At 42.3% G+C, this 19,823-nt stretch carries 23 protein-coding genes and 1 tRNA gene; 21 read left to right on the forward strand and 3 right to left on the reverse strand.

Annotation, left to right across the window (positions count from 1 at the left end; all coding sequences use genetic code 11):
* The first annotated feature begins 2 nt into the window (after positions 1-2).
* The 15 genes from HBA50_RS00830 to HBA50_RS00905 all read left to right on the forward strand — a co-directional run bounded on the left by HBA50_RS00830 (position 3) and on the right by HBA50_RS00905 (position 11,816).
* Positions 3-1,076 (forward strand): polysaccharide pyruvyl transferase family protein, encoded by a 1,074-nt coding sequence (locus tag HBA50_RS00830; RefSeq protein ID WP_045500267.1) that lies wholly within the window; start codon positions 3-5, stop codon positions 1,074-1,076.
* Complete coding sequence (locus HBA50_RS00835; RefSeq protein WP_045500270.1) at positions 1,066-2,301, forward strand: oligosaccharide flippase family protein; 1,236 nt, start codon at positions 1,066-1,068, stop codon at positions 2,299-2,301. Before HBA50_RS00830 ends, HBA50_RS00835 begins: the two co-directional genes overlap by 11 nt.
* The gene (gene wecB, locus HBA50_RS00840; RefSeq protein ID WP_045500273.1) at positions 2,298-3,386 is read left to right on the forward strand and encodes a non-hydrolyzing UDP-N-acetylglucosamine 2-epimerase; all 1,089 of its coding nucleotides are present in this window, start codon (positions 2,298-2,300) and stop codon (positions 3,384-3,386) included. The genes HBA50_RS00835 and wecB overlap by 4 nt, the downstream gene beginning before the upstream one ends.
* A gap of 152 nt (positions 3,387-3,538) precedes the next feature.
* Positions 3,539-3,766, forward strand: coding sequence for a sigma(X)-activator ComW (gene comW, locus HBA50_RS00845; RefSeq protein WP_045500276.1), 228 nt, complete (start codon positions 3,539-3,541; stop codon positions 3,764-3,766).
* 242 nt (positions 3,767-4,008) lie between these two features.
* Positions 4,009-5,277 (forward strand): CapA family protein, encoded by a 1,269-nt coding sequence (locus HBA50_RS00855; protein WP_045500279.1) that lies wholly within the window; start codon positions 4,009-4,011, stop codon positions 5,275-5,277.
* Between the two features lie 134 nt (positions 5,278-5,411).
* Positions 5,412-5,783, forward strand: a complete 372-nt coding sequence (locus HBA50_RS00860) for a DUF1033 family protein (protein ID WP_045500282.1) — start codon at positions 5,412-5,414, stop codon at positions 5,781-5,783.
* Positions 5,784-5,868: 85 nt separating this feature from the next.
* On the forward strand, positions 5,869-6,810 hold the full coding sequence (gene comGA, locus HBA50_RS00865; RefSeq protein WP_045500284.1) for a competence type IV pilus ATPase ComGA: 942 nt from the start codon (positions 5,869-5,871) through the stop codon (positions 6,808-6,810).
* Positions 6,758-7,774, forward strand: coding sequence for a competence type IV pilus assembly protein ComGB (comGB, locus tag HBA50_RS00870; RefSeq protein WP_045500287.1), 1,017 nt, complete (start codon positions 6,758-6,760; stop codon positions 7,772-7,774). The genes comGA and comGB overlap by 53 nt, the downstream gene beginning before the upstream one ends.
* Positions 7,771-8,088, forward strand: a complete 318-nt coding sequence (gene comGC / locus HBA50_RS00875) for a competence type IV pilus major pilin ComGC (protein ID WP_045500288.1) — start codon at positions 7,771-7,773, stop codon at positions 8,086-8,088. Before comGB ends, comGC begins: the two co-directional genes overlap by 4 nt.
* On the forward strand, positions 8,048-8,482 hold the full coding sequence (gene comGD, locus HBA50_RS00880; protein ID WP_045500291.1) for a competence type IV pilus minor pilin ComGD: 435 nt from the start codon (positions 8,048-8,050) through the stop codon (positions 8,480-8,482). The genes comGC and comGD overlap by 41 nt, the downstream gene beginning before the upstream one ends.
* Positions 8,448-8,741, forward strand: coding sequence for a competence type IV pilus minor pilin ComGE (comGE, locus tag HBA50_RS00885; RefSeq protein WP_200893262.1), 294 nt, complete (start codon positions 8,448-8,450; stop codon positions 8,739-8,741). The genes comGD and comGE overlap by 35 nt, the downstream gene beginning before the upstream one ends.
* Positions 8,725-9,162 carry a competence type IV pilus minor pilin ComGF gene (gene comGF, locus HBA50_RS00890; RefSeq protein WP_045500297.1) on the forward strand — a complete coding sequence of 146 codons (438 nt, stop codon included), beginning with the start codon at positions 8,725-8,727 and terminating at the stop codon, positions 9,160-9,162. Before comGE ends, comGF begins: the two co-directional genes overlap by 17 nt.
* A complete protein-coding gene (comGG, locus tag HBA50_RS00895) occupies positions 9,143-9,541 on the forward strand; it encodes a competence type IV pilus minor pilin ComGG (protein ID WP_045500299.1) in 399 nt (132 codons plus the stop codon). Before comGF ends, comGG begins: the two co-directional genes overlap by 20 nt.
* 80 nt (positions 9,542-9,621) lie before the next feature.
* The gene (locus HBA50_RS00900; RefSeq protein WP_045500301.1) at positions 9,622-10,587 is read left to right on the forward strand and encodes a class I SAM-dependent methyltransferase; all 966 of its coding nucleotides are present in this window, start codon (positions 9,622-9,624) and stop codon (positions 10,585-10,587) included.
* Positions 10,588-10,622: 35 nt separating this feature from the next.
* Positions 10,623-11,816, forward strand: coding sequence for an acetate kinase (locus tag HBA50_RS00905; protein ID WP_045500304.1), 1,194 nt, complete (start codon positions 10,623-10,625; stop codon positions 11,814-11,816).
* 310 nt (positions 11,817-12,126) lie between these two features.
* Here the strand turns inward: HBA50_RS00905 and HBA50_RS00910 are convergent, their stop codons facing one another.
* Positions 12,127-13,017: an RluA family pseudouridine synthase gene (locus HBA50_RS00910; RefSeq protein ID WP_045500311.1), complete on the reverse strand. Its 891-nt coding sequence runs from the start codon at positions 13,015-13,017 to the stop codon at positions 12,127-12,129.
* Positions 13,018-13,168: 151 nt separating this feature from the next.
* On the opposite strand from HBA50_RS00910, the gene pbp2a reads away from it, so the two are divergent.
* From pbp2a to nusG, 4 genes are all read left to right on the forward strand, one after another.
* The gene (pbp2a, locus tag HBA50_RS00915; protein WP_045500313.1) at positions 13,169-15,391 is read left to right on the forward strand and encodes a penicillin-binding protein PBP2A; all 2,223 of its coding nucleotides are present in this window, start codon (positions 13,169-13,171) and stop codon (positions 15,389-15,391) included.
* Between the two features lie 59 nt (positions 15,392-15,450).
* Positions 15,451-15,603 carry a 50S ribosomal protein L33 gene (rpmG, locus tag HBA50_RS00920; protein WP_015605910.1) on the forward strand — a complete coding sequence of 51 codons (153 nt, stop codon included), beginning with the start codon at positions 15,451-15,453 and terminating at the stop codon, positions 15,601-15,603.
* A 9-nt stretch (positions 15,604-15,612) separates the two neighbouring features.
* Positions 15,613-15,792 (forward strand): preprotein translocase subunit SecE, encoded by a 180-nt coding sequence (gene secE / locus HBA50_RS00925; protein WP_005592084.1) that lies wholly within the window; start codon positions 15,613-15,615, stop codon positions 15,790-15,792.
* A 139-nt stretch (positions 15,793-15,931) separates the two neighbouring features.
* On the forward strand, positions 15,932-16,468 hold the full coding sequence (gene nusG, locus HBA50_RS00930; protein WP_045500316.1) for a transcription termination/antitermination protein NusG: 537 nt from the start codon (positions 15,932-15,934) through the stop codon (positions 16,466-16,468).
* Between the two features lie 197 nt (positions 16,469-16,665).
* Here nusG and HBA50_RS00935 read toward each other — a convergent pair.
* Positions 16,666-16,736 (reverse strand) — tRNA-Cys (locus HBA50_RS00935).
* 275 nt (positions 16,737-17,011) lie between these two features.
* On the opposite strand from HBA50_RS00935, the gene rpsB reads away from it, so the two are divergent.
* Together rpsB and tsf are read left to right on the forward strand one after the other, a co-directional pair.
* A complete protein-coding gene (gene rpsB, locus HBA50_RS00940; protein ID WP_015605907.1) occupies positions 17,012-17,794 on the forward strand; it encodes a 30S ribosomal protein S2 in 783 nt (260 codons plus the stop codon).
* A gap of 81 nt (positions 17,795-17,875) precedes the next feature.
* Positions 17,876-18,919, forward strand: coding sequence for a translation elongation factor Ts (gene tsf / locus HBA50_RS00945; protein ID WP_005591546.1), 1,044 nt, complete (start codon positions 17,876-17,878; stop codon positions 18,917-18,919).
* An 83-nt stretch (positions 18,920-19,002) separates the two neighbouring features.
* Here tsf and HBA50_RS00950 read toward each other — a convergent pair whose 3' ends face one another.
* Positions 19,003-19,692, reverse strand: a complete 690-nt coding sequence (locus tag HBA50_RS00950; RefSeq protein ID WP_045500318.1) for a VIT1/CCC1 transporter family protein — start codon at positions 19,690-19,692, stop codon at positions 19,003-19,005.
* Positions 19,693-19,823 lie beyond the last annotated feature (131 nt).

Below are 19,823 nucleotides of genomic sequence, written 5' to 3' on the forward strand. Positions count from 1 at the left end.
ATATGAAGATTTTATTACATGGTGCAACAGATTTTGGTTCGTCTAATTTTGGGGATTTTCTTTATGGGGAAATTTACTACTCATTTATTAAACAAGTATTACCAAATGCACAGATATCGTTTTATAATCCGTCGGATTATTTTAAAAAATATATTAGTAATTATGATTTTTCGAAAAATGATTCGAGAAGTGCAGACTTGCTAATCTACTTTTCAGGTGGATATTTTGGTGAAGGGCATAATGCAAGATTAAAACATAATTTGATGCAGTTTGTAAGGTTTATGCCAGTTGGTTTGAGTAGCTTAATAAAAAAAAGAGATATAATTATATCTGGAATTGGAGCCGGTCCAAACACTAATCCTATTCTGACACAATCAATAAAAGCTGTCTGTAAAAAGGCAAAATTAGTGACTGTACGAGACAATGAATCAAAAATAGCTTTAGAAAAACTAGGTGTTGATTCAGTAATTGAAGGGGCAGATTCTATATTATCATTTGACTATTCTCAAATTGCAGAAAAGACAGAGCAAATTGATAGGATTATTACTGAATCGGAGGGGAGAAGATTGGTTTTTGTACATTACAATCATTCAGATGAGGCCCTTGAAAAATTTGCTAGTCTAGTTAATAGATTGACGCAAGATACAAATGAGTATCACTTTGTTATTGGTTCAGATCAAATTTTAAGAGATGAAGATGAAAAATTAGGTCGTTTTAAAAAATTAGTAAAGACAGATTTTTCGCACTTTAGATATGATTCGCCTTTTGAATTACTTTATTTATTACAAAAAGTTGATAATGTAGTAACCTGTAAGTTACATGTTGGTGTACTTGCAACTCTTTTTCAAAAATCAGTAATTTGTATTGCAGAGCATCCAACGAAATCAAAAAGATATTACAATCGTATTGGATATCCTGACAATTGTATTTCACTTTATGATTCATCCGAAGAGGAAATTTATAAGCTGTTTAAGAAAATGAGTAAAGAGGTTGTGACGATACCTAATCAAGAGATTACTAAAGCAAAATTACACTATGATTTATTAGAAGAGAAGTTATTAGAGTATGAGCGCTAAAAAAAGTAAATTGTTAAAAAACACTTTATATTTATACATTTTAACATTTGTTAAAATGATATTTCCTATTATAACCCTACCGTATTTGACTAGAGTATTATCAATTGATAATTATGGATTAGTTGCGTATGTTAAGTCTTATAATGCATATGTTCAACTTATCATTGATTTCGGTTTTATTTTATCTGCAACGAAGCTAATTGTAAGATTTAAGAATGATTACTCTAAAGTCGGAAGAGTTACTGGTAATGTTTTGGTAGAAAAGGCAATACTTGTATTATTAGGTATAATTTCTACAATATTTCTCACGGAATATTTAGAACTATTAGGTTCAAATAAGTTGTTTGTTTGGTTATTTTTCTTATCTTCAGTAACGACAATTCTTATTCCTGATTTTCTTTTTAGAGGATTAGAACGAATGGAATATGTAACAATTCCATTTTTAATATCAAAAACATTGGTGTTGATATTAACGTTTGTTAAAGTAAAAGGAGATGCGGATTTGTTGTATATTCCAATATTAGAAATACTAGGAAATATAATTGCTGCTTCAATATCATTTTACTTTATTTTTAGAATTAGAATTGGCATTTCATTTGACAATTACAAAATTTGGATTGCTGACTTAAAAGATTCTTCTATCTATTTCTTCTCTAATTTTGCTACGACTATTTTTGGAACACTTACAACGCTTATAGTGGGAGTTTATCTAGGAAAAATAGAAATTGCTTATTGGAGTATTTGTATGCAGATAGTTGCGGCAGTCAAATCATTGTATAATCCGATTGTCAATAGTATATACCCTTATATGTTATCGGTCGCAGACTTGTCTTTGGTAAGAAAAATTTCCATGTTATTTGCAATTCCAATTTTTTTTGGAAGTGTAGTAATATTATTTTGGGGAGAGGCTATCATGGTGCTTATTGGCGGTACAAATTTTTACCAAGCTGGTGAGGTTTTGAAAATGTTATTGCCAGTATTTATAGCTAGTTTTTATTCAATGTTGATTGGTTGGCCGGTTCTTGGTACACGAGGTATGGAAAAGGAAACGACAGTGACTACGATGAAGTCTGCTGTATTGCAAATAGCGGGAATTGCTTTATTGATCTCTATTAATCAATTTGAGTTAACAACTCTTGCAATTTGTTGCAGTATTTCAGAGGTGTATTTGTTAATATCTAGATTATTTTTACTAGGTAAGTTGAAAAGTGGAGATAGACGATGAAAAAAATCATGTTAGTTTTTGGTACACGTCCAGAAGCGATAAAGATGTGCCCATTAGTAAATGAGTTGAAAAAGCAAGGTGAAATAGAAACTCTTGTTTGTGTGACGGGTCAACACAAAGAAATGGTGAGCCCTGTTTTAGAACTGTTTGGTGTTAAACCAGACTATGATTTGGAGATTATGAAGGTAAATCAAACTTTATTTTCCATTACAACGAGTATTCTAGATAAAATAAAACCTGTTTTAGAAAATGAACGACCAGACATTGTACTTGTACATGGTGATACTACTACTACTTATGCAGCAGCTTTAGCAGCCTTTTATCTAGGAATTAAAGTGGGGCATGTAGAGGCAGGATTACGCACCTACAATTTACAAAGTCCTTTTCCAGAGGAGTTCAATCGTCAGTCGACATCAATTATCGCAAACTGTCATTTTGCACCGACTGAATTGGCAAGAGAAAATCTCGAAAAAGAAGGACGCGACAATGTATATGTTACTGGGAATACAGTGATTGATGCGCTTAAAACGACGGTTAGAGAGGATTATTCACATCCTGTCTTAGATTGGGTTGCTGGAAGTCGTTTGATCCTTCTTACTGCTCATAGACGAGAAAATCTTGGAGAACCTATGAAACATATGTTTCGGGCTGTCAAGCGTGTTTTAAATGAACATACAGATGTCAAGGTTGTTTATCCAATTCATAAAAATCCTTTAGTCAGAGAAACAGCAGCTGAGATTTTTGGAGATATTGAGCGTATTCAGATTATAGAACCACTAGATGTCCTTGATTTTCATAATTTCATGAACCGTAGCTACATGATTCTAACAGATTCTGGCGGAGTTCAAGAAGAGGCTCCGTCTTTGGGTAAGCCTGTTTTGGTTATGCGTGATACTACAGAAAGACCAGAAGGTGTGGCAGCGGGGACTTTAAAGCTAGTAGGAACAGAAGAAGAAACGATTTATCAGAACTTTAAGTTACTTTTAGAAAAAGATAACGAATATCAAAAAATGAGTAAAGCTAGCAATCCTTATGGAGATGGAACAGCTTGTAAACAGATTGTAGATATTTTAAAACGGATATAGTTTTCCCAAATGTCAAAAATATTCCCTGAAATGTCATTTTCTAGTGACCTACTCTACCTTTTGGCTCTTAAATGATACCAGATACGTTTCTTGCCCCTAATCCTCTCCTTTTTGCGTTAAACTAGTGTTAAAGTAAAAAGATTGGAGTTATAATGGAAATTCAAGAAATTTATAATCAATTCAGAGATTACTATGGGGAGCTTGAGGATGAGTATGCTCATTGTCAAAGGACGAGTCTGGAGTGGGAAAGCCTGCATTTGCGCTATCTGATTTACTATTTGATGCGCTATGGTATTGGGGAGATGAAGTTTTTTAATGCCTATCATTATCGGGCAGCTTATCGCTGGTATTTGCAGTCCTTGATGCTGGGCTCTGCCTGATATTTAGAGAGTGGGACAGAAATCGGTAATTGCTTAGAATTCGATTTCGTCGTCCCACCTCCGCACAGTTGAGTAGGACTGTAAAAGCTGATGAAATCAGCGTAGTAGAGCCCACTCAACCACTGCGTCTTGCTCGACAACCCAAAGACAATTGAGAGGCTAGGACTTTTGTCCCAGACTCTTTTTTATTCCCTTGGGGGAATAATTTATGATAAAATATAAGTAATATGGAGGTTGGCAAAATGGAGAAAAGATCTGGAACCAAGCGACAAGTAGCGTTAAGCAACCGTGCCTTTATCCTTGCCCTGCTGGGAGCGGTATTTGTATCAGCGACTGTCATTTTATTCTTCCAAAGCATCATGGGGCTGCCTAAGGGAAGCGGTAGGAATGCTGCTAAAGATGCTCCCAAATCCTCCTCGGTTGCAGGAAAGAATACCGACTCGAAAACGGTGCGCATCATGGCTAATGGCGATCTTTTGTATCATGATGGGCTTTATATGAGTGCCCAAAAGGCTGATGGTAGCTATGATTTTTCGGAAAATTTCACCTATGTCAAGGACTGGCTCCAGCAAGGAGATTTGGTCTTGGGAGATTTTGAAGGGACCATACGCTCAGACTATCCTTTGGGAGGCTATCCTCTTTTCAATGCTCCGGAGGCTGTTGTGCCCGCCATCAAAGATGCCGGCTACCAAGTGGTGGATCTGGCCCATAATCACATCCTAGACTCAGGGCTTGAGGGAGTCTTTACGACTGCCAAAGCCTTTGAAAATCACGGAATTAGCCCAGTCGGCGTCTATACTCACAAAAACAGGGACAAATCGCCCATCCTGATCAAAGAGATAAAAGGCATCAAGATTGCTATTCTGGCTTACTCCTATGGTTTTAATGGCCTGGAGTCCAATCTCAGTCAGAAGGAGATTGATCATCACCTATCAACCTTTGATGAGGAGAAGATGAAAGCGGAGATTGAGCAGGCGGAGAAAGAAGCGAACATTACAGTAGTCATGCCACAGACGGGGATCGAATACCAGCTGGAGCCAAATGAGGAGCAGGTCGAGCTCTATCACAAGATGGTGGACTGGGGAGCGGACATCATTTTTGGGGGGCATCCGCACGTAGTGCAGCCTTCAGAAATTCTTGAAAAAGATGGTCAGAAGAAGCTAATTATCTACTCTATGGGGAATTTTATCTCCAATCAGCGGATTGAAACCATGGCTGGTGTGGATACGGCTGAGTGGACCGAGCGTGGCGTCTTGATGGATGTGACCATTGAAAAGACGGATAAGGAGACCATTATCAAAAAAGCTCAGGCACATCCAAGCTGGGTCAGTCGTGTGGAAAAGGGAACTTATTCGCCAGAGGGTTATCCGCTTTACACTTATCAAACCCTTATCTTAGAAGACTTCATTGAGGGTGGAAAATATCGCAATCAGCTGGATCAGGCGACCAAAGATCGGATTGATACGGCCTATAAGGAAATGAAAGAGCATGTGCATCTGAATTGGAAATAAGCACAGAAAAGGACACTTCCTTTTGTTTCTTTGCTTTTCTTTGATGAGAAACGAACTATTATAGCGCCCACGAGCAAAATAGTTTCATTATCAAAGAGATTTATATATAATATAGGATACAAAAGGGGACAGGTATGTACAGCGTAATAGAAATGTATGGCGATTATGAGCCCTGGTGGTTTTTAGACGGTTGGGAGGACGATATCATTGAAAAAAGGTATTTCGATGATTATTACACCGCCCTCAAATACTATAAACACCGCTGGCTAGAGATGTCTGAAGCATCTCCATTTTATAAAAGCCGCAGTGATCTTATGACGATTTTCTGGGATCCGGCCGATCAACGTTGGTGTGAGGAGTGCAATGAAGATATTCAGCAATACCACTCCCTGCTTTTGTTAGAAAATGAACGCAAGATCCCCAAGAGCAAGTATCGTCCAGGCTACCGCAAGCAAAATGCCACTGAAAAACACCGTATTTGCAAAATAAAAGTGCGGGCTAGGTAGAATAAAAGTCAAAGAATGGAGAAAATTTCTTCATTCTTTTTTTATTTTTTCTCTTTTTGTGCGAATAGTAAGGTGAGGAGGACTTATGGTTCAAAAAATTGCAAAGGAAATGATTCAATTGGCCAGACAGGAAGCGGCCCAAGATATCTATCTGATTCCCAAGAGCTCTTGCTATGAGCTCTATATGCGGGTGGGAGATGAACGGCGTTTTATTCAAACCTATGATTTTGATTTACTGTCGTCAGTCATCAGCCATTTTAAATTTGTCTCGGGGATGAATGTCGGGGAGAAGAGGCGCAGTCAGCTAGGCTCCTGCGATTATGATTGTGGAGAGGCCACGGTTTCGCTCCGTCTGTCGACTGTCGGGGATTATCGTGGCTACGAGAGTCTGGTGATTCGGCTCTTACACGATGAGGAGCGTGAGCTGCGTTTTTGGTTTGATAATCTGCCTGATCTTCGTGAAAAAGTAAATTCTCGGGGCCTTTATCTGTTTTCAGGGCCGGTTGGCAGTGGAAAGACGACGCTGATGCACCAGCTGGCTCAGATGAGATTTGGCCAACAACAGGTCATGTCTATCGAAGACCCTGTGGAAATCAAGCAGGAAAACATGCTCCAGCTTCAGCTGAATGAAACCATCGGGATGACCTACGACAGCCTTATCAAATTGTCTCTGCGCCACCGACCGGACCTTTTGATTATAGGGGAAATCCGCGACCAAGAAACGGCTCGTGCGGTGGTAAGGGCTAGTTTGACAGGGGCCACGGTCTTTTCAACCATCCATGCCAAGAGCATTCGCGGAGTGTATGAGCGCCTGTTAGAGCTGGGTGTCAGTGAGGACGAGCTGCGCATGGTGTTACAGGGCGTCTGTTACCAGCGCTTAATCGGGGGAGGAGGTGTGATCGACTTTGTCAACCAAGACTATCAACAGCATGAAGCCAGTCTCTGGAACCAGCAGATTGACCAGCTTTTTGCAGATGGACATATCACAGCTGATCAAAGGCAGGCGGAAAAAATTATCTACGCCTAAGCAAAAGAAGATTATCGAGCTGTTCCGCAATCTCTTTACCAGCGGTTTTCATCTGGCAGAGATTGTCGATTTTCTACGGCGGAGTGCCCTTTTAGAAGAGGTCTATGTCGCAGAAATGCGTTCGGGTTTGGCTGCCGGCCAGTCGTTTTCCCAGATTATGAAGCGTTTGGGCTTTTCAGATAATGTGGTCACCCAGCTATCTTTGTCAGAGTTGCATGGAAATCTAAATCTGAGTTTGGGTAAAATCGAGGATTATCTGGAAAATCTATCCAAGGTTCGTAAGAAATTGATTGAGGTGGGGACTTATCCCTTGATGCTGCTTGGGTTTTTGGTGCTGATTATGCTAGGCTTGCGTAATTATCTCTTGCCCCAGCTGGATAGTCAAAATATGGCTACTCAGTTCATTCATCACCTACCGCAAATCTTCTTGGGAGGCGTTCTGGTGAATTGCTTGCTGATTTGCGGTGGCTGGTTCTATTTTCGCAAGAGCTCTAAGATGAGATTTTTCAGTCGTTTGGCCAAGTTTCCTTTTGTTGGCACCCTAGTACGAGCCTATCTGACGGCCTACTATGCGCGTGAATGGGGAAATATGATTGGGCAAGGGCTGGAATTAAGCCAGATCTTTCTCATCATGCAGGACCAGCCTTCTCAGCTCTTTCAGGAGCTGGGACGAGACTTGGAGACGGCTCTAGGTGCAGGTCAGGGCTATGCCGAGAAGGTCGGTACCTACCCCTTCTTTAAGAAAGAGCTGGCCTTAATCATCGAATACGGCGAGGTCAAGTCCAAGTTGGGTGACGAATTGGAACTGTATGCCGAAAAGACTTGGGAAGAGTTTTTCCTGAGAATCAATCGTGCCATGAATTTGATTCAGCCTCTCGTCTTTGTCTTTGTCGCCCTCGTGATCGTTTTACTTTATGCAGCTATGTTGCTGCCAATTTATCAGAATATGGAGATTCAATTATGAAAAAATTAAAAACTTTGAAGGTTAAAGCTTTCACTCTGGTGGAAATGTTAGTCGTTCTTTTAATCATCAGCGTCTTGATGCTCTTGTTTGTTCCGAATTTGACTAGGCAGAAGGATACTGTTTCAGATACGGGCAATGCGGCCGTAGTCAAGGTGGTAGAAAGTCAGGCTGAGCTTTATGAATTGAAGAATGTTAATGAAAAAGCCACTCTAGGGAAATTGGTTGCTGATGGTCGGATTACCGATAAGCAGGTAGCATCCTATAAGGCTTACTATGGAAAAAACAGCAGTGAACCTCGTGCAGTTGCGGATTAAGGCTTTTACGCTGCTGGAAAGTCTCCTAGCCTTATTTGTAGTCAGTTTCATTTTATTAGGTCTGTCTGGCTCTGTTCAGGCTGGTTTTAATCAGGTGCAGGAGCAGCTGTTTTTCATGGAATTTGAGCATCTTTATCAGGAGAGCCAAAAGCTGAGTCTAGCTGGGCATGAAAAGATCAAATTGACCATTTCGGAGCGTAAGATTTCCAATGGCTACCAGCAGGTGGAGTTTCCCAAGACCTTACAGGAGCATGCTCCTCAGACTATTCAGTTTGACCAGGCTGGCGGGAATTCTTCGCTCAGCAAGATTGTTTTTCAAACGGAGGATAAAAAGGTTGTTTACCAGCTTTATATGGGCAATGGAAAGTTTAAAAAGACGACGAATGGAGGCTAGTATTTTGCTGGAGGCTCTGGTGGCAATGGCGGTTTTTGCGGCTATTGCCAGCCTCCTGCTTGGCCAGATTAGCCAGTCGCGGAAGGAACAGACTCGATTATTGCAGGAGGAGGAAGTCCTACGGGTTACTCGGATGGCCATGCAGACGGGACAGGAAAATCTGACGGTCAACGGCATCACAGTCCGCCAGACCAAGACCGACCAGCAATTAACCGTCTACCACCAAGAGGAGAAGGTGCTCAGTGTTAAAAAACGTTAAAATTAAAGCTTTTACACTCTTAGAGACTCTAGTCGCCCTGCTGGTCTTGAGCGGTGGTATGCTAGTCTTTCAGTCGATGACCAAGCTTCTGGCTTTTGAACTGCGACATCAACAGGAAAATAAGCAGCAGGAATGGCTCTTATTTGTCGATCAGTTGGAGACGGAGCTATCGCGCAGCCAATTTGACCGAGTCGAAAACGACAAAATCTATGTCAAACAGGATGGTAAAAATATAGCTTTGGGCAAGTCTCGGAGTGATGATTTCCGCAAGACGGATTCTTCGGGGCGTGGCTATCAACCCATGATCTATGGACTCAAAGCTGCTCCGGTCAGTCAGGAGGGGGACCTTGTTCGCTTTCGCTTCCGGTTTGAAAATAATTTAGAAAGAGAGTACATCTATCGTGTTCAAGATAAAAGTTAAGGCAGGCATCTTGCTTTATGCCCTCTTTATGGCAGCAGTCTTTAGCTTGCTCTTGCAATTTTATCTGAATCGGCAGGTGGCCAATCAGCGTCTCTTTCAAGCCAATCGGGAGCGGGCAGAAGCCTATGCCTTGGCTGTTTTGACCAAGGAGACTGCCACAGAGGAGAACGGGCAGTTAGCCTTTGACAAAGGGAGCACCCATTATCGCAGGCAGGGAAATATGCTGGAAGTCAGCAGCCAACTCGCCAATCAGAAGAGCTATTCTTTCTATTTTGAGAGCAAAAAGGAGTCAGAGAAGGAGGACAAGGAAGCTAAAGACTCCAAAGATACTAAAAAAAGTAAAGCGCCCTCTCCTTCAACCGACAAGAGAAGCGACTAATATAAATGTAAAAGATTTGTAATCCGATAGCCCTTGGAAAGAGGGCTTCTTTTTGGTATCATAAGACAACGGAGGATGCCATGAAATTTGAAAAAATAGAACGAGCTTTTCATCTACTTTTAGAAAACGTGCAAAATATCCAAAATGTGCTGGGGACAAATTTCTATGATGCCTTGATTGAGCAGAATGGGATTTATCTGGACGGAGATACAGACTTACAAGAAATTCTGAAAAACAATGACAAGCTTCGTGCCTTGCATTTGACCAAGGAGGAGTGGCGTCGGGCTTATCAGTTTATTTTTATGAAGGCTTCTCAGACAGAGCCACTCCAAGCTAATCACCAGTTCACACCGGATTCGGTCGGCTTTTTGCTGAGTTTTTTGATTGACCAGTTGGCCCGAGACGAGAGAGTTGATTTGCTAGAGATCGGTAGTGGGACAGGCAATTTGGCGGAGACTCTGCTCAACCACACGCAAAAGAATATGGATTATCTGGGCCTAGAAATTGACGATTTGCTGATTGATTTGTCTGCCAGCATTGCCGAAGTTATGAATTCTAAGGCACACTTTGCTCAAGGAGATGCGGTGCGGCCTCAGGTTCTGAAAGAAAGCGACTTGATTGTCAGTGATTTGCCAGTGGGCTATTATCCAGATGATGCCGTGGCAGCTCGTTATGAGGTTGCCAGTCCAGACGAGCATACTTACGCCCATCATCTCTTGATGGAGCAATCGCTAAAATATTTGAAGCCGGGAGGCTATGCTATCTTTCTCGCACCAAATAATCTGCTGACGAGTCCTCAAAGTCACCTGCTTAAAAAATGGCTACTGTCTAGCGCTCAGCTTTTGGCAATGATTTCCCTGCCAGAGAAGATTTTCGCGAGCCGACAGAATGCTAAGACGATATTTGTCCTGAGAAAACAAGGCGAATCAGTCATCCAGCCGTTTATCTACCCTTTGCAGGACTTGCAAAGTCAGGATGAAATCTTAAAGTTTCGTGAAAGTTTTCAAAACTGGGTCAAAGTTAGTGAAATTCGAACAAATTTCTGATATAATAGTTTGAAAACGCTTAAAGAGGTGACGAGATGTCAAAAACTATTTCTATTAATGCCGGAAGTTCAAGTTTAAAATGGCAACTTTATTCAATGCCAGAGGAAAAGGTGCTAGCTAAAGGTTTGATTGAGCGGATTGGTCTCAAAGATTCAATCTCTACGGTTAAATTTGATGGTCGTTCTGAACGCCAAACCTTAGATATTGCTGACCATACACAAGCTGTGAAAATTTTATTGGACGATTTGAAACGATTTGAAATTATTCAATCTTACGATGAAATCACAGGTGTTGGGCACCGTGTCGTAGCTGGAGGCGAGTATTTCAAAGAATCAGCTCTTGTGACCGACGATGTGTTGGAAAAGATTGAAGAGTTGTCTCTGCTAGCTCCTTTACACAATCCTGCTAATGCTGACGGTATCCGTGCTTTCAGGCAACTTCTTCCAGACATTACCAGTGTGGCTGTTTTTGATACATCTTTCCACACAACCATGCCAGAAAAAGCTTATCGCTATCCATTGCCAACCAAGTATTACACTGAAAATAAGGTTCGTAAATACGGAGCGCACGGAACTAGCCATGAGTATGTAGCCCACGAAGCTGCGAAACTTTTGGGTAAACCGATTGAAGAATTGAAACTCATCACTTGCCACATCGGAAACGGTGCTTCTATCACAGCAGTTGATAAGGGGCGCTCAGTGGATACTTCTATGGGCTTCACTCCTCTTGGTGGGGTTATGATGGGAACACGTACGGGTGACATCGATCCAGCGATTATTCCATACTTGATGCAGCATACAGATGATTTCAACACGCCAGAAGATATCAGTCGAATTCTGAACCGTGAATCTGGACTGTTGGGTGTTTCAGAGAAATCAAGCGATATGCGTGATATTCATGAAGCTATGCGTGCAGGTGATGAAAAGGCACAATTGGCAAATGAAATTTTTGTGGATCGCATTCAAAAATACATTGGTCAGTATTTAGCTATTTTAAATGGAGCAGATGCCATTATCTTTACAGCTGGTATTGGTGAAAACTCTGTGACCATCCGTCGCATGGTTATCGAAGGAATTTCTTGGTTTGGCTGCGATGTTGATCCAGAGAAGAATTTCTTTGGTGCCACAGGAGATATTTCAACAGAAGCTGCTAAAGTCAGAGTTCTGGTTATCCCGACAGATGAAGAGTTAGTCATTGCGCGTGATGTAGAACGCTTTAAAAATCAATAATCAAAAGCTCGGCCTAGCTGAGCTTTTTCTTGTGACTTTGTGATCATTCTTTGGTCAGATAGGATGATTCAAAACGAGGTGGAGGTGCTAGTAGTCAAAGATGGACTGGGGAGCAATTTGGCATAAGGCAGATGACCTATCAAGATAAGATTGCTGCTTGTTGATATCTGGCATGCTAAGTTGCTAGATAGAGGAGAAGAAAAAGACGATGTCCGGTAGGGAATCGTCTTTTTGGGGAAAATCTGTTTTTTGAAAGAATTGTGGCTAGTTGTCGATGTGGAGTATAAGTCTTTGGGACTTTATTATCCGGTTAGCTATCTTTTTTAGACTTGTTTCTATGCTGTTTGATTTCTGCTTCAAAACTCTCTGACGGTGCTTCCATGCTGATGGTTTCTAGGGTGAACGGATGAGTCAATGTCAAGCGGTGGGCATGGAGCATGAGGCGGCCTTGGGGTTGAGAATGGTAGAGAGGATCGCCGATAATGGGATGGCCGTGATGGGCGAGATGGACACGAATTTGGTGAGTCCGTCCGGTTTTCAATTGACATTTGACCAGAGTCGTGTTGCCAAAGTCCTTAAGTCGGGTTACATGAGTTTCGGCGTAGAGTCCTTTTTTCGGATCAACGAGGCGTTTCCGTCGGTCATGGCGGTCGCGTCCAATTTTATCTTTATAAACGATAGTCTTGCTGGGAAATTTTCCTTGAGCAAGGGCCCAATATTCGCGGGAGATTTCTTTGTTTTCCAAGAGTCGGTTGAGAATGGGGAGGACAAAGGGATTTTTAGCAAACAGGATGGCGCCACTGGTTTCTTTGTCCAGCCGGTGGACGACATAGCAGGTCTGTCCGACATAGCTTGACACATGATTGAGCAGAGCGACTTCTGTCGGCTCATTGCCGTGACTTTTCATGCCGTTTGGCTTGTTGACGATGATGAGATGCTCGTCTTGATAGAGCTCCTTGACCAGATGAGGTTGGCCAGGGGGGAGTTCTTTTTCTGGATAATCCTCTTTGTCAAAGGTCAGTTGAATGCTGTCACCAGGCTTGACCAAAGTTTGCCAATGGATGGACTCACCGTTAACCAAAATGTGTTTCTTGGTTCGGAGAAAGTGCCGAATCTTTCGTGGGATGAGCAGCTGGTCTTCTAGTAATTCTTTGACGGTCATCGGAGGCAGGCTTGCGGGGATGGTAATAGTAAATTTCATGTTTTCATTGTAGCAAAAACTAGCCCATTTGGAAATGCTTCGTTGGAAAGAGGAAAGGAGCTCTGCTATTTCCTTAAAGAAAGCTAAAAGGAGTAGAAAGTAGCGGAGTCGTGCCTTGTGTCTGCATGGATAAGGTGATAAAATATGTTTTATGAAGAAATTAAATGATATATTTGAAAAATTAGTCAATTTGTTTAAAACGGATCAGCCTGAGAAGAAGGTTGCTGAGGAGTTGGAGGGCGAGACGCCTGAGCCTAGCTATAGCCGGTCTGGTAAGAATCGGAAGAAGCCCCTGTCTCAACATCCTTTCCGTCGCTTTTGGCGCAGGTTTCATCTGACCAAGATATTCTTGATTCTCGGCTTGACCTTTGGTCTGGTAGTTGGTGGCTATCTTTTTTATGTAGCTAAGACGACTAATGTCAAAGATTTGCAGAATGCTCTTAAAGCCACGACCTTGATCTATGATAAGGATGGAAATGAAGCGGGCAGCTTGTCTGGGCAAAAGGGAACCTATGTCGAATTGGATGCGATTAGTCAGGACTTGCAGAACGCTGTGATTGCGACAGAAGACCGATCCTTTTATAAGAATGGCGGGATTAACTATAGTCGCTTCTTTCTGGCCATTTTGACTGCGGGGCGTTCGGGTGGTGGCTCGACTATCACGCAGCAGTTGGCCAAAAATGCCTATCTTTCTCAGGATCAGACCATTGAGCGGAAGGCCAAGGAATTTTTCCTAGCTTTAGAGATTAACAAAAAGTACAGCAAGCAGGAAATCCTGACCATGTATCTCAATAATTCTTATTTTGGAAATGGCGTTTGGGGAGTGGAAGATGCCAGCAAGAAATACTTTGGTGTATCTGCCAGCCAGCTCAGCTTGGATCAATCAGCGGTTCTAGCTGGTATGCTCAAAGGACCAGAGCTATATAATCCCCTGTATTCAGTCGAAAATGCAACCAACCGTCGTGACACCGTTCTTCAAAATATGGTGGCGGCAGGTTACATTGATCAGGCGACGGCGGATCAGGCTGCGACGGTTGGTATTGGAGGCCAGCTAGTCGATGCCTACGAAGGCAAGTCAGAAGACTACCGCTACCCATCTTATTTTGATGCTGTTATCAATGAAGCGGTCAATGATTACGGTCTGACGGAAGAAGAAATCGTTAACAACGGCTATCGGATTTACACTGAATTGGACCAAAATTACCAAGCCAGCATGCAGGTTATTTATAGCAATGTTGATCTCTTCCCGCTGGCTGAGGACGGGACGCGGGCCGAGTCAGGAAGCGTAGCGCTGGATCCTAAGACGGGTGGTGTTCGGGCTCTGGTTGGCCGTGTCAACAGTGCTGATGGCTCTGCTTTTAGGACGTTCAACTATGCGACTCAGTCTGCTCGTAGTCCAGGCTCAACCATCAAGCCTTTGGTGGCCTACAGCCCAGCTATAGCAGCCGGCTGGTCAACGGATAAGGAGCTAGATAATAGTCGGACAGTTTTTGGTGACTATAAGGTCAATAACTACGGCAATATCCAAAGTTCACCGACGGTTCCGATGTATCAAGCCTTGGCTGAATCGCTCAATATCCCCGCGGTTTCAACAGTGGATGAATTAGGCGTGAACAAGGCCTTTGAATACGGCAAAAAGTTTGGGCTTAATATGGACAAGGTAGAACAGAATCTAGGTGTGGCTCTGGGAAGCGGCGTGACGACCAATCCACTTCAGATGGCTCAAGCCTATTCAGTCTTTGCGAATGATGGAGTTATGAATGATGCCCATCTTATCACCAAGATAGAAAATGCTAGTGGTCAGGTTGTTAAAACCCACCGGCAGACTTCTACCCGCGTTCTCAATCGCTCAACCACAGAAAAGATGACCAGTATGATGCTGGGAACTTTCTCAAACGGAACGGGAGTCTATGCAGCTCCGTATGGCTATACAATGGCTGGAAAGACAGGAACGACAGAGACTGACTTTAACCCTGATTTGTCAGGAGACCAGTGGGTCATCGGCTACACACCAGATGTAGTTATCAGCCAATGGCTGGGCTTCCCTAAGACGGATGAAACTCACTATCTGACTGGTACAAGTGCCAATGAAGCTTCGGCTATTTTCCGCAATGTAGCCAACACCATCCTGCCTTATACGGAAGGAACTTCCTTCTCGGGTGAGAAAAATGCCTATGCTGAAAATGGGATTTCCCCGGTCGATACCTACGGAACTGGTCAAACGAATACGACTAGCGAAAATAAAGACTTCCTGAAAGATGTCCAGGAGCGGGCGCAAAACCTGGTAGATGATGCCAAGAAAGCTATCGATGAGTCTGGGATTACTGAAAAAGCCAAAAATCTCTGGGATACCATTACTGGCTGGTTCCATTAATCATCTAAACGGCTTGTCAAAGAAGTAGAAAACTGCTATAATAGAGGAATGGAGGCGTCATGGCATTAAAAAAAGCGAGTCTAGCGTGTACAGTTTGTGGGTCACGAAACTACTCAATCAAACTTAGTAGCACTCCAAAACCTACGCGTCTAGAAGTGAATAAATATTGTAAACACTGCAGTAAATATACACTGCATAAAGAAACCAGATAGGAGATAGTTGTGAAATTCATTAAAGATGTTTTCGTTTTGCTACGAGATACAACTTGGCCTACCCGTAAAGAAAGATGGACTGATTTCCTTTCCGTAATGGAATACACAGCATTCTTTGCTGTTGTCATCTATATTTTTGATAAGGTAGTTGCCAGCGGTCTCTTCCGCATAATCAACATGTTTTCATAAGAAAGATAGAGTTGCTTAGGCAACTCTATTTGTCTGTAAAATATTTACCAAAATGCTTTGTAATTTTAGATTTTATGGTATAATAGGGCTAGATATCAAGCAGAAGCCCTAGGCTTTTTTATTTAGGAAAGGACAAAACATGGACAGTTTTGATAAAGGCTGGTTTGTACTGCAAACCTACTCAGGCTATGAAAATAAGGTAAAGGAAAATCTCTTGCAACGTGCCCAGACCTATAATATGCTGGAAAATATCCTGCGCGTGGAAATTCCGACTCAGACCGTACAAGTCGAGAAAAACGGCAAGAGCAAGGAAGTCGAAGAGAACCGCTTCCCAGGTTATGTCTTGGTTGAGATGGTCATGACGGACGAAGCTTGGTTTGTCGTGCGGAACACACCAAACGTAACTGGATTTGTAGGTTCACACGGAAACCGTTCGAAACCAACTCCGCTCTTGGAAGAAGAAATCCGCAGCATTCTGATTTCTATGGGACAAACGGTTCAAGAGTTTGACTTGGATGTCAAAGTGGGCGATACAGTTCGCATCATTGAAGGTGCCTTTGCTAACTATACTGGTAAAATCACGGAAATTGACAATAATAAGGTCAAGATGATTATCTCTATGTTTGGAAATGACACGGTGGCCGAAGTCAACCTCAGCCAAATTGCTGAATTATAATTTTTGAATGCATGAAAAGGAGTCGGAAAGCATTTTCCGCTCTTTTTTGTTAGCAGCGCTGAGATTTTAGATAAAAGCTGGTCATTCTGGGATCATTGCAATTCATTAAACTTGACAAATGACGTAAAAAACAAGCAAAAAAAGCCTGATTTTTCAGGCTTTTAGTTAGTATAAAGTCGGATTTAAACCGATAAAAAAGGCGGTAGACGGATTTGAACCGACGATCAAGCTTTTGCAGAGCCGTGCCTTACCACTTGGCTATACCGCCGCAACTCTTACTATTCTATCGTAAAACAGCCTATTCGTCAAGAGTCTGACCCGACTTAAGTGAGAATTTCTTGAAGGAATCCTAATAGATAAACTGGATTAAGGAGAGAAAATACTGCCCAAATACTTGTCAAAAGCTAGAAAATTTGATATGATAGTAGATGCCGTTTAAACGGTAGAAATACTCATTTTAGATGAATTGTGGAGCCGTTGCCGATTGGTAGCTCTGCGAGCTGAAATCTAAAAGAGGAAAAAAACAAAAAGGAGAATTTACTCATGGCAGTAATTTCAATGAAACAACTTCTTGAGGCTGGTGTTCACTTTGGTCACCAAACTCGTCGCTGGAACCCTAAGATGGCTAAGTACATCTTCACTGAGCGTAACGGTATCCACGTTATCGACCTTCAACAAACTGTAAAATACGCAGATCAAGCTTATGACTTCATGCGTGATGCAGCTGCAAACGATGCAGTTATCTTGTTTGTTGGTACTAAAAAGCAAGCTGCTGAAGCTGTAAAAGAAGAAGCAGAACGTGCTGGTCAATACTACATCAACCACCGTTGGTTGGGTGGAACTCTTACAAACTGGACAACTATCCAAAAACGTGTTGCTCGTTTGAAAGAAATCAAACGTATGGAAGAAGAAGGAATCTTCGAAGTTCTTCCTAAGAAAGAAGTAGCACTTTTGAACAAACAACGTGCTCGTCTTGAAAAATTCTTGGGTGGTATCGAAGATATGCCTCGCATCCCAGATGTAATGTACATCGTTGACCCTCATAAAGAGCAAATCGCTGTTAAGGAAGCTAAGAAACTTGGTATTCCAGTAGTTGCGATGGTTGACACAAACACTGATCCAGACGATATCGATGTGATTATCCCTGCTAACGACGACGCTATCCGTGCCGTTAAATTGATCACTGCGAAAATGGCTGATGCTGTTATCGAAGGCCGTCAAGGTGAGGACGCTGTAGCGACTGTTGAAGCAGAATTTGCTGCAACTGAAACTCAAGCAGACTCAATCGAAGAAATCGTTGAAGTTGTAGAAGGCGACAACGCATAATTTTCATAAGTCAATTAACCTAAAGGGGCGGGGCTCAGCCCGGCCCCTTTATTTAAAAATAGTAAACATAGGAGAAGAAAAATGGCAGAAATTACAGCTAAGCTTGTAAAAGAATTGCGCGAAAAATCTGGTGCTGGTGTCATGGACGCTAAGAAAGCATTGGTTGAAACAGATGGTGACATCGAAAAAGCGATTGAATTGCTTCGCGAAAAAGGTATGGCAAAAGCAGCTAAGAAGGCTGACCGTGTTGCCGCTGAAGGTTTGACAGGCGTTTATGTGGATGGTAACGTTGCAGCTATCGTTGAAGTCAACGCTGAAACTGACTTTGTTGCGAAAAACGCTCAATTTGTTGAATTGGTAAATGCTACTGCAAAAGTTATCGCAGAAGGCAAGCCAGCGAACAACGAAGAAGCATTTGCATTGACAATGCCTTCAGGTGAAACTCTTGAAGCTGCATACGTATCTGCAACTGCGACTATCGGAGAAAAAATCTCATTCCGTCGTTTTGCTTTGGTTGAAAAGACTGATGCTCAACACTTCGGTGCTTACCAACACAATGGTGGCCGTATCGGTGTTGTTTCAGTGATTGACGGTGGTGATGACGCTCTTGCGAAACAAATTTCTATGCATATCGCAGCGATGAAACCAACTGTTCTTTCATACAAAGAATTGGATGAGCAATTTGTTAAAGATGAATTGGCACAATTAAACCACGCGATCGATCAAGACAATGAAAGCCGCGCTATGGTTGACAAGCCAGCACTTCCACACTTGAAATATGGTTCAAAAGCTCAGTTGACTGACGAAGTGATTGCACAAGCTGAAGCTGACATCAAAGCTGAATTGGCTGCTGAAGGCAAACCAGAAAAAATCTGGGACAAGATCATCCCAGGTAAAATGGATCGCTTCTTGCTTGACAACACTAAAGTTGACCAAGCTTATACACTTCTTGCACAAGTGTACATCATGGATGACAGCAAGACAGTTGAAGCTTACCTTGAATCAGTGAATGCTTCAGTAGTTGAGTTTGTTCGCTTTGAAGTTGGTGAAGGTATTGAAAAAGCAGCTAACGACTTCGAATCAGAAGTTGCAGCAACAATGGCAGCTGCTCTTGGCCAAAACTAATCTAAGTTTATAACAAAAAAAGATTGAAAAGAAATTATTTCTTTTCAATCTTTTTTATTATGCTTGCCTGAATAGTTCTTCTTTTAAATTGAGAAGAATTGACCTACGAGATAGGTGACAGCCATGGTCAAAAGTCCGATAGTGAGGTTACGGATCATGGCATTTTTAATGGGTGCCTGTCCCAATTTTGCACTAGTATAGCCGGTTCCCAAGAGGGAAAGAGCTACAACAAGGACGGTCGCTGGAATCCTATAGGCAGCCGGAAGCAGAACGATGGTCAGCATAGGGAAGATTGCACCTATGGCAAAGGCTAGAAAGCTGGATATAGCTGCATGCCAAGGATTAGTGAACTCTTCGACCTCAATGCCGTACTTTTCCTCGACCAAGGCCTTGAGCGGATCCTGCAAGAAGGCACGATTGGTCAAGAGTTGGGCAGAAGTCTCGCACTCACCGTTTTGGACGTAGGAGGCGTAGAGCGACTGTCTGGCAATATCTGGATTTTTTTCCAAGAGTTCTCGCTCTCTAGCTACTGCAGCCTCCTCAGTGTCCTTCTGAGTGGAAACGGATACATACTCCCCGCCTGCCATAGAAAATGCACCTGCAAAGACAGCAGCCAGACCAGATAGAAAGATAATCCAAACATCTTCCGTCGCACTGGCCACCCCGATGACCACCCCTGCGATAGAAATAATACCGTCGTTGGCCCCCAAAACCCCAGCCCGCAAAATATTCAGGCGTCCACTAAAATTTTTGTCAATCTTATGTTCTTCCATTCTAAAACTTTTCTCTTTTCTTTTTATTTATAATCATTATAAATAAAAAGAACGACGATAGCAAGTGAAAGTCGGAAAATGAGAAAAGTCCGACGATTTAAGGGAAAATTCCTATCAAAAAAGGAGCCGTT

It is taken from the genome of Streptococcus cristatus ATCC 51100, from assembly GCF_011612585.1.
GTDB lineage: Bacteria > Bacillota > Bacilli > Lactobacillales > Streptococcaceae > Streptococcus > Streptococcus cristatus_H.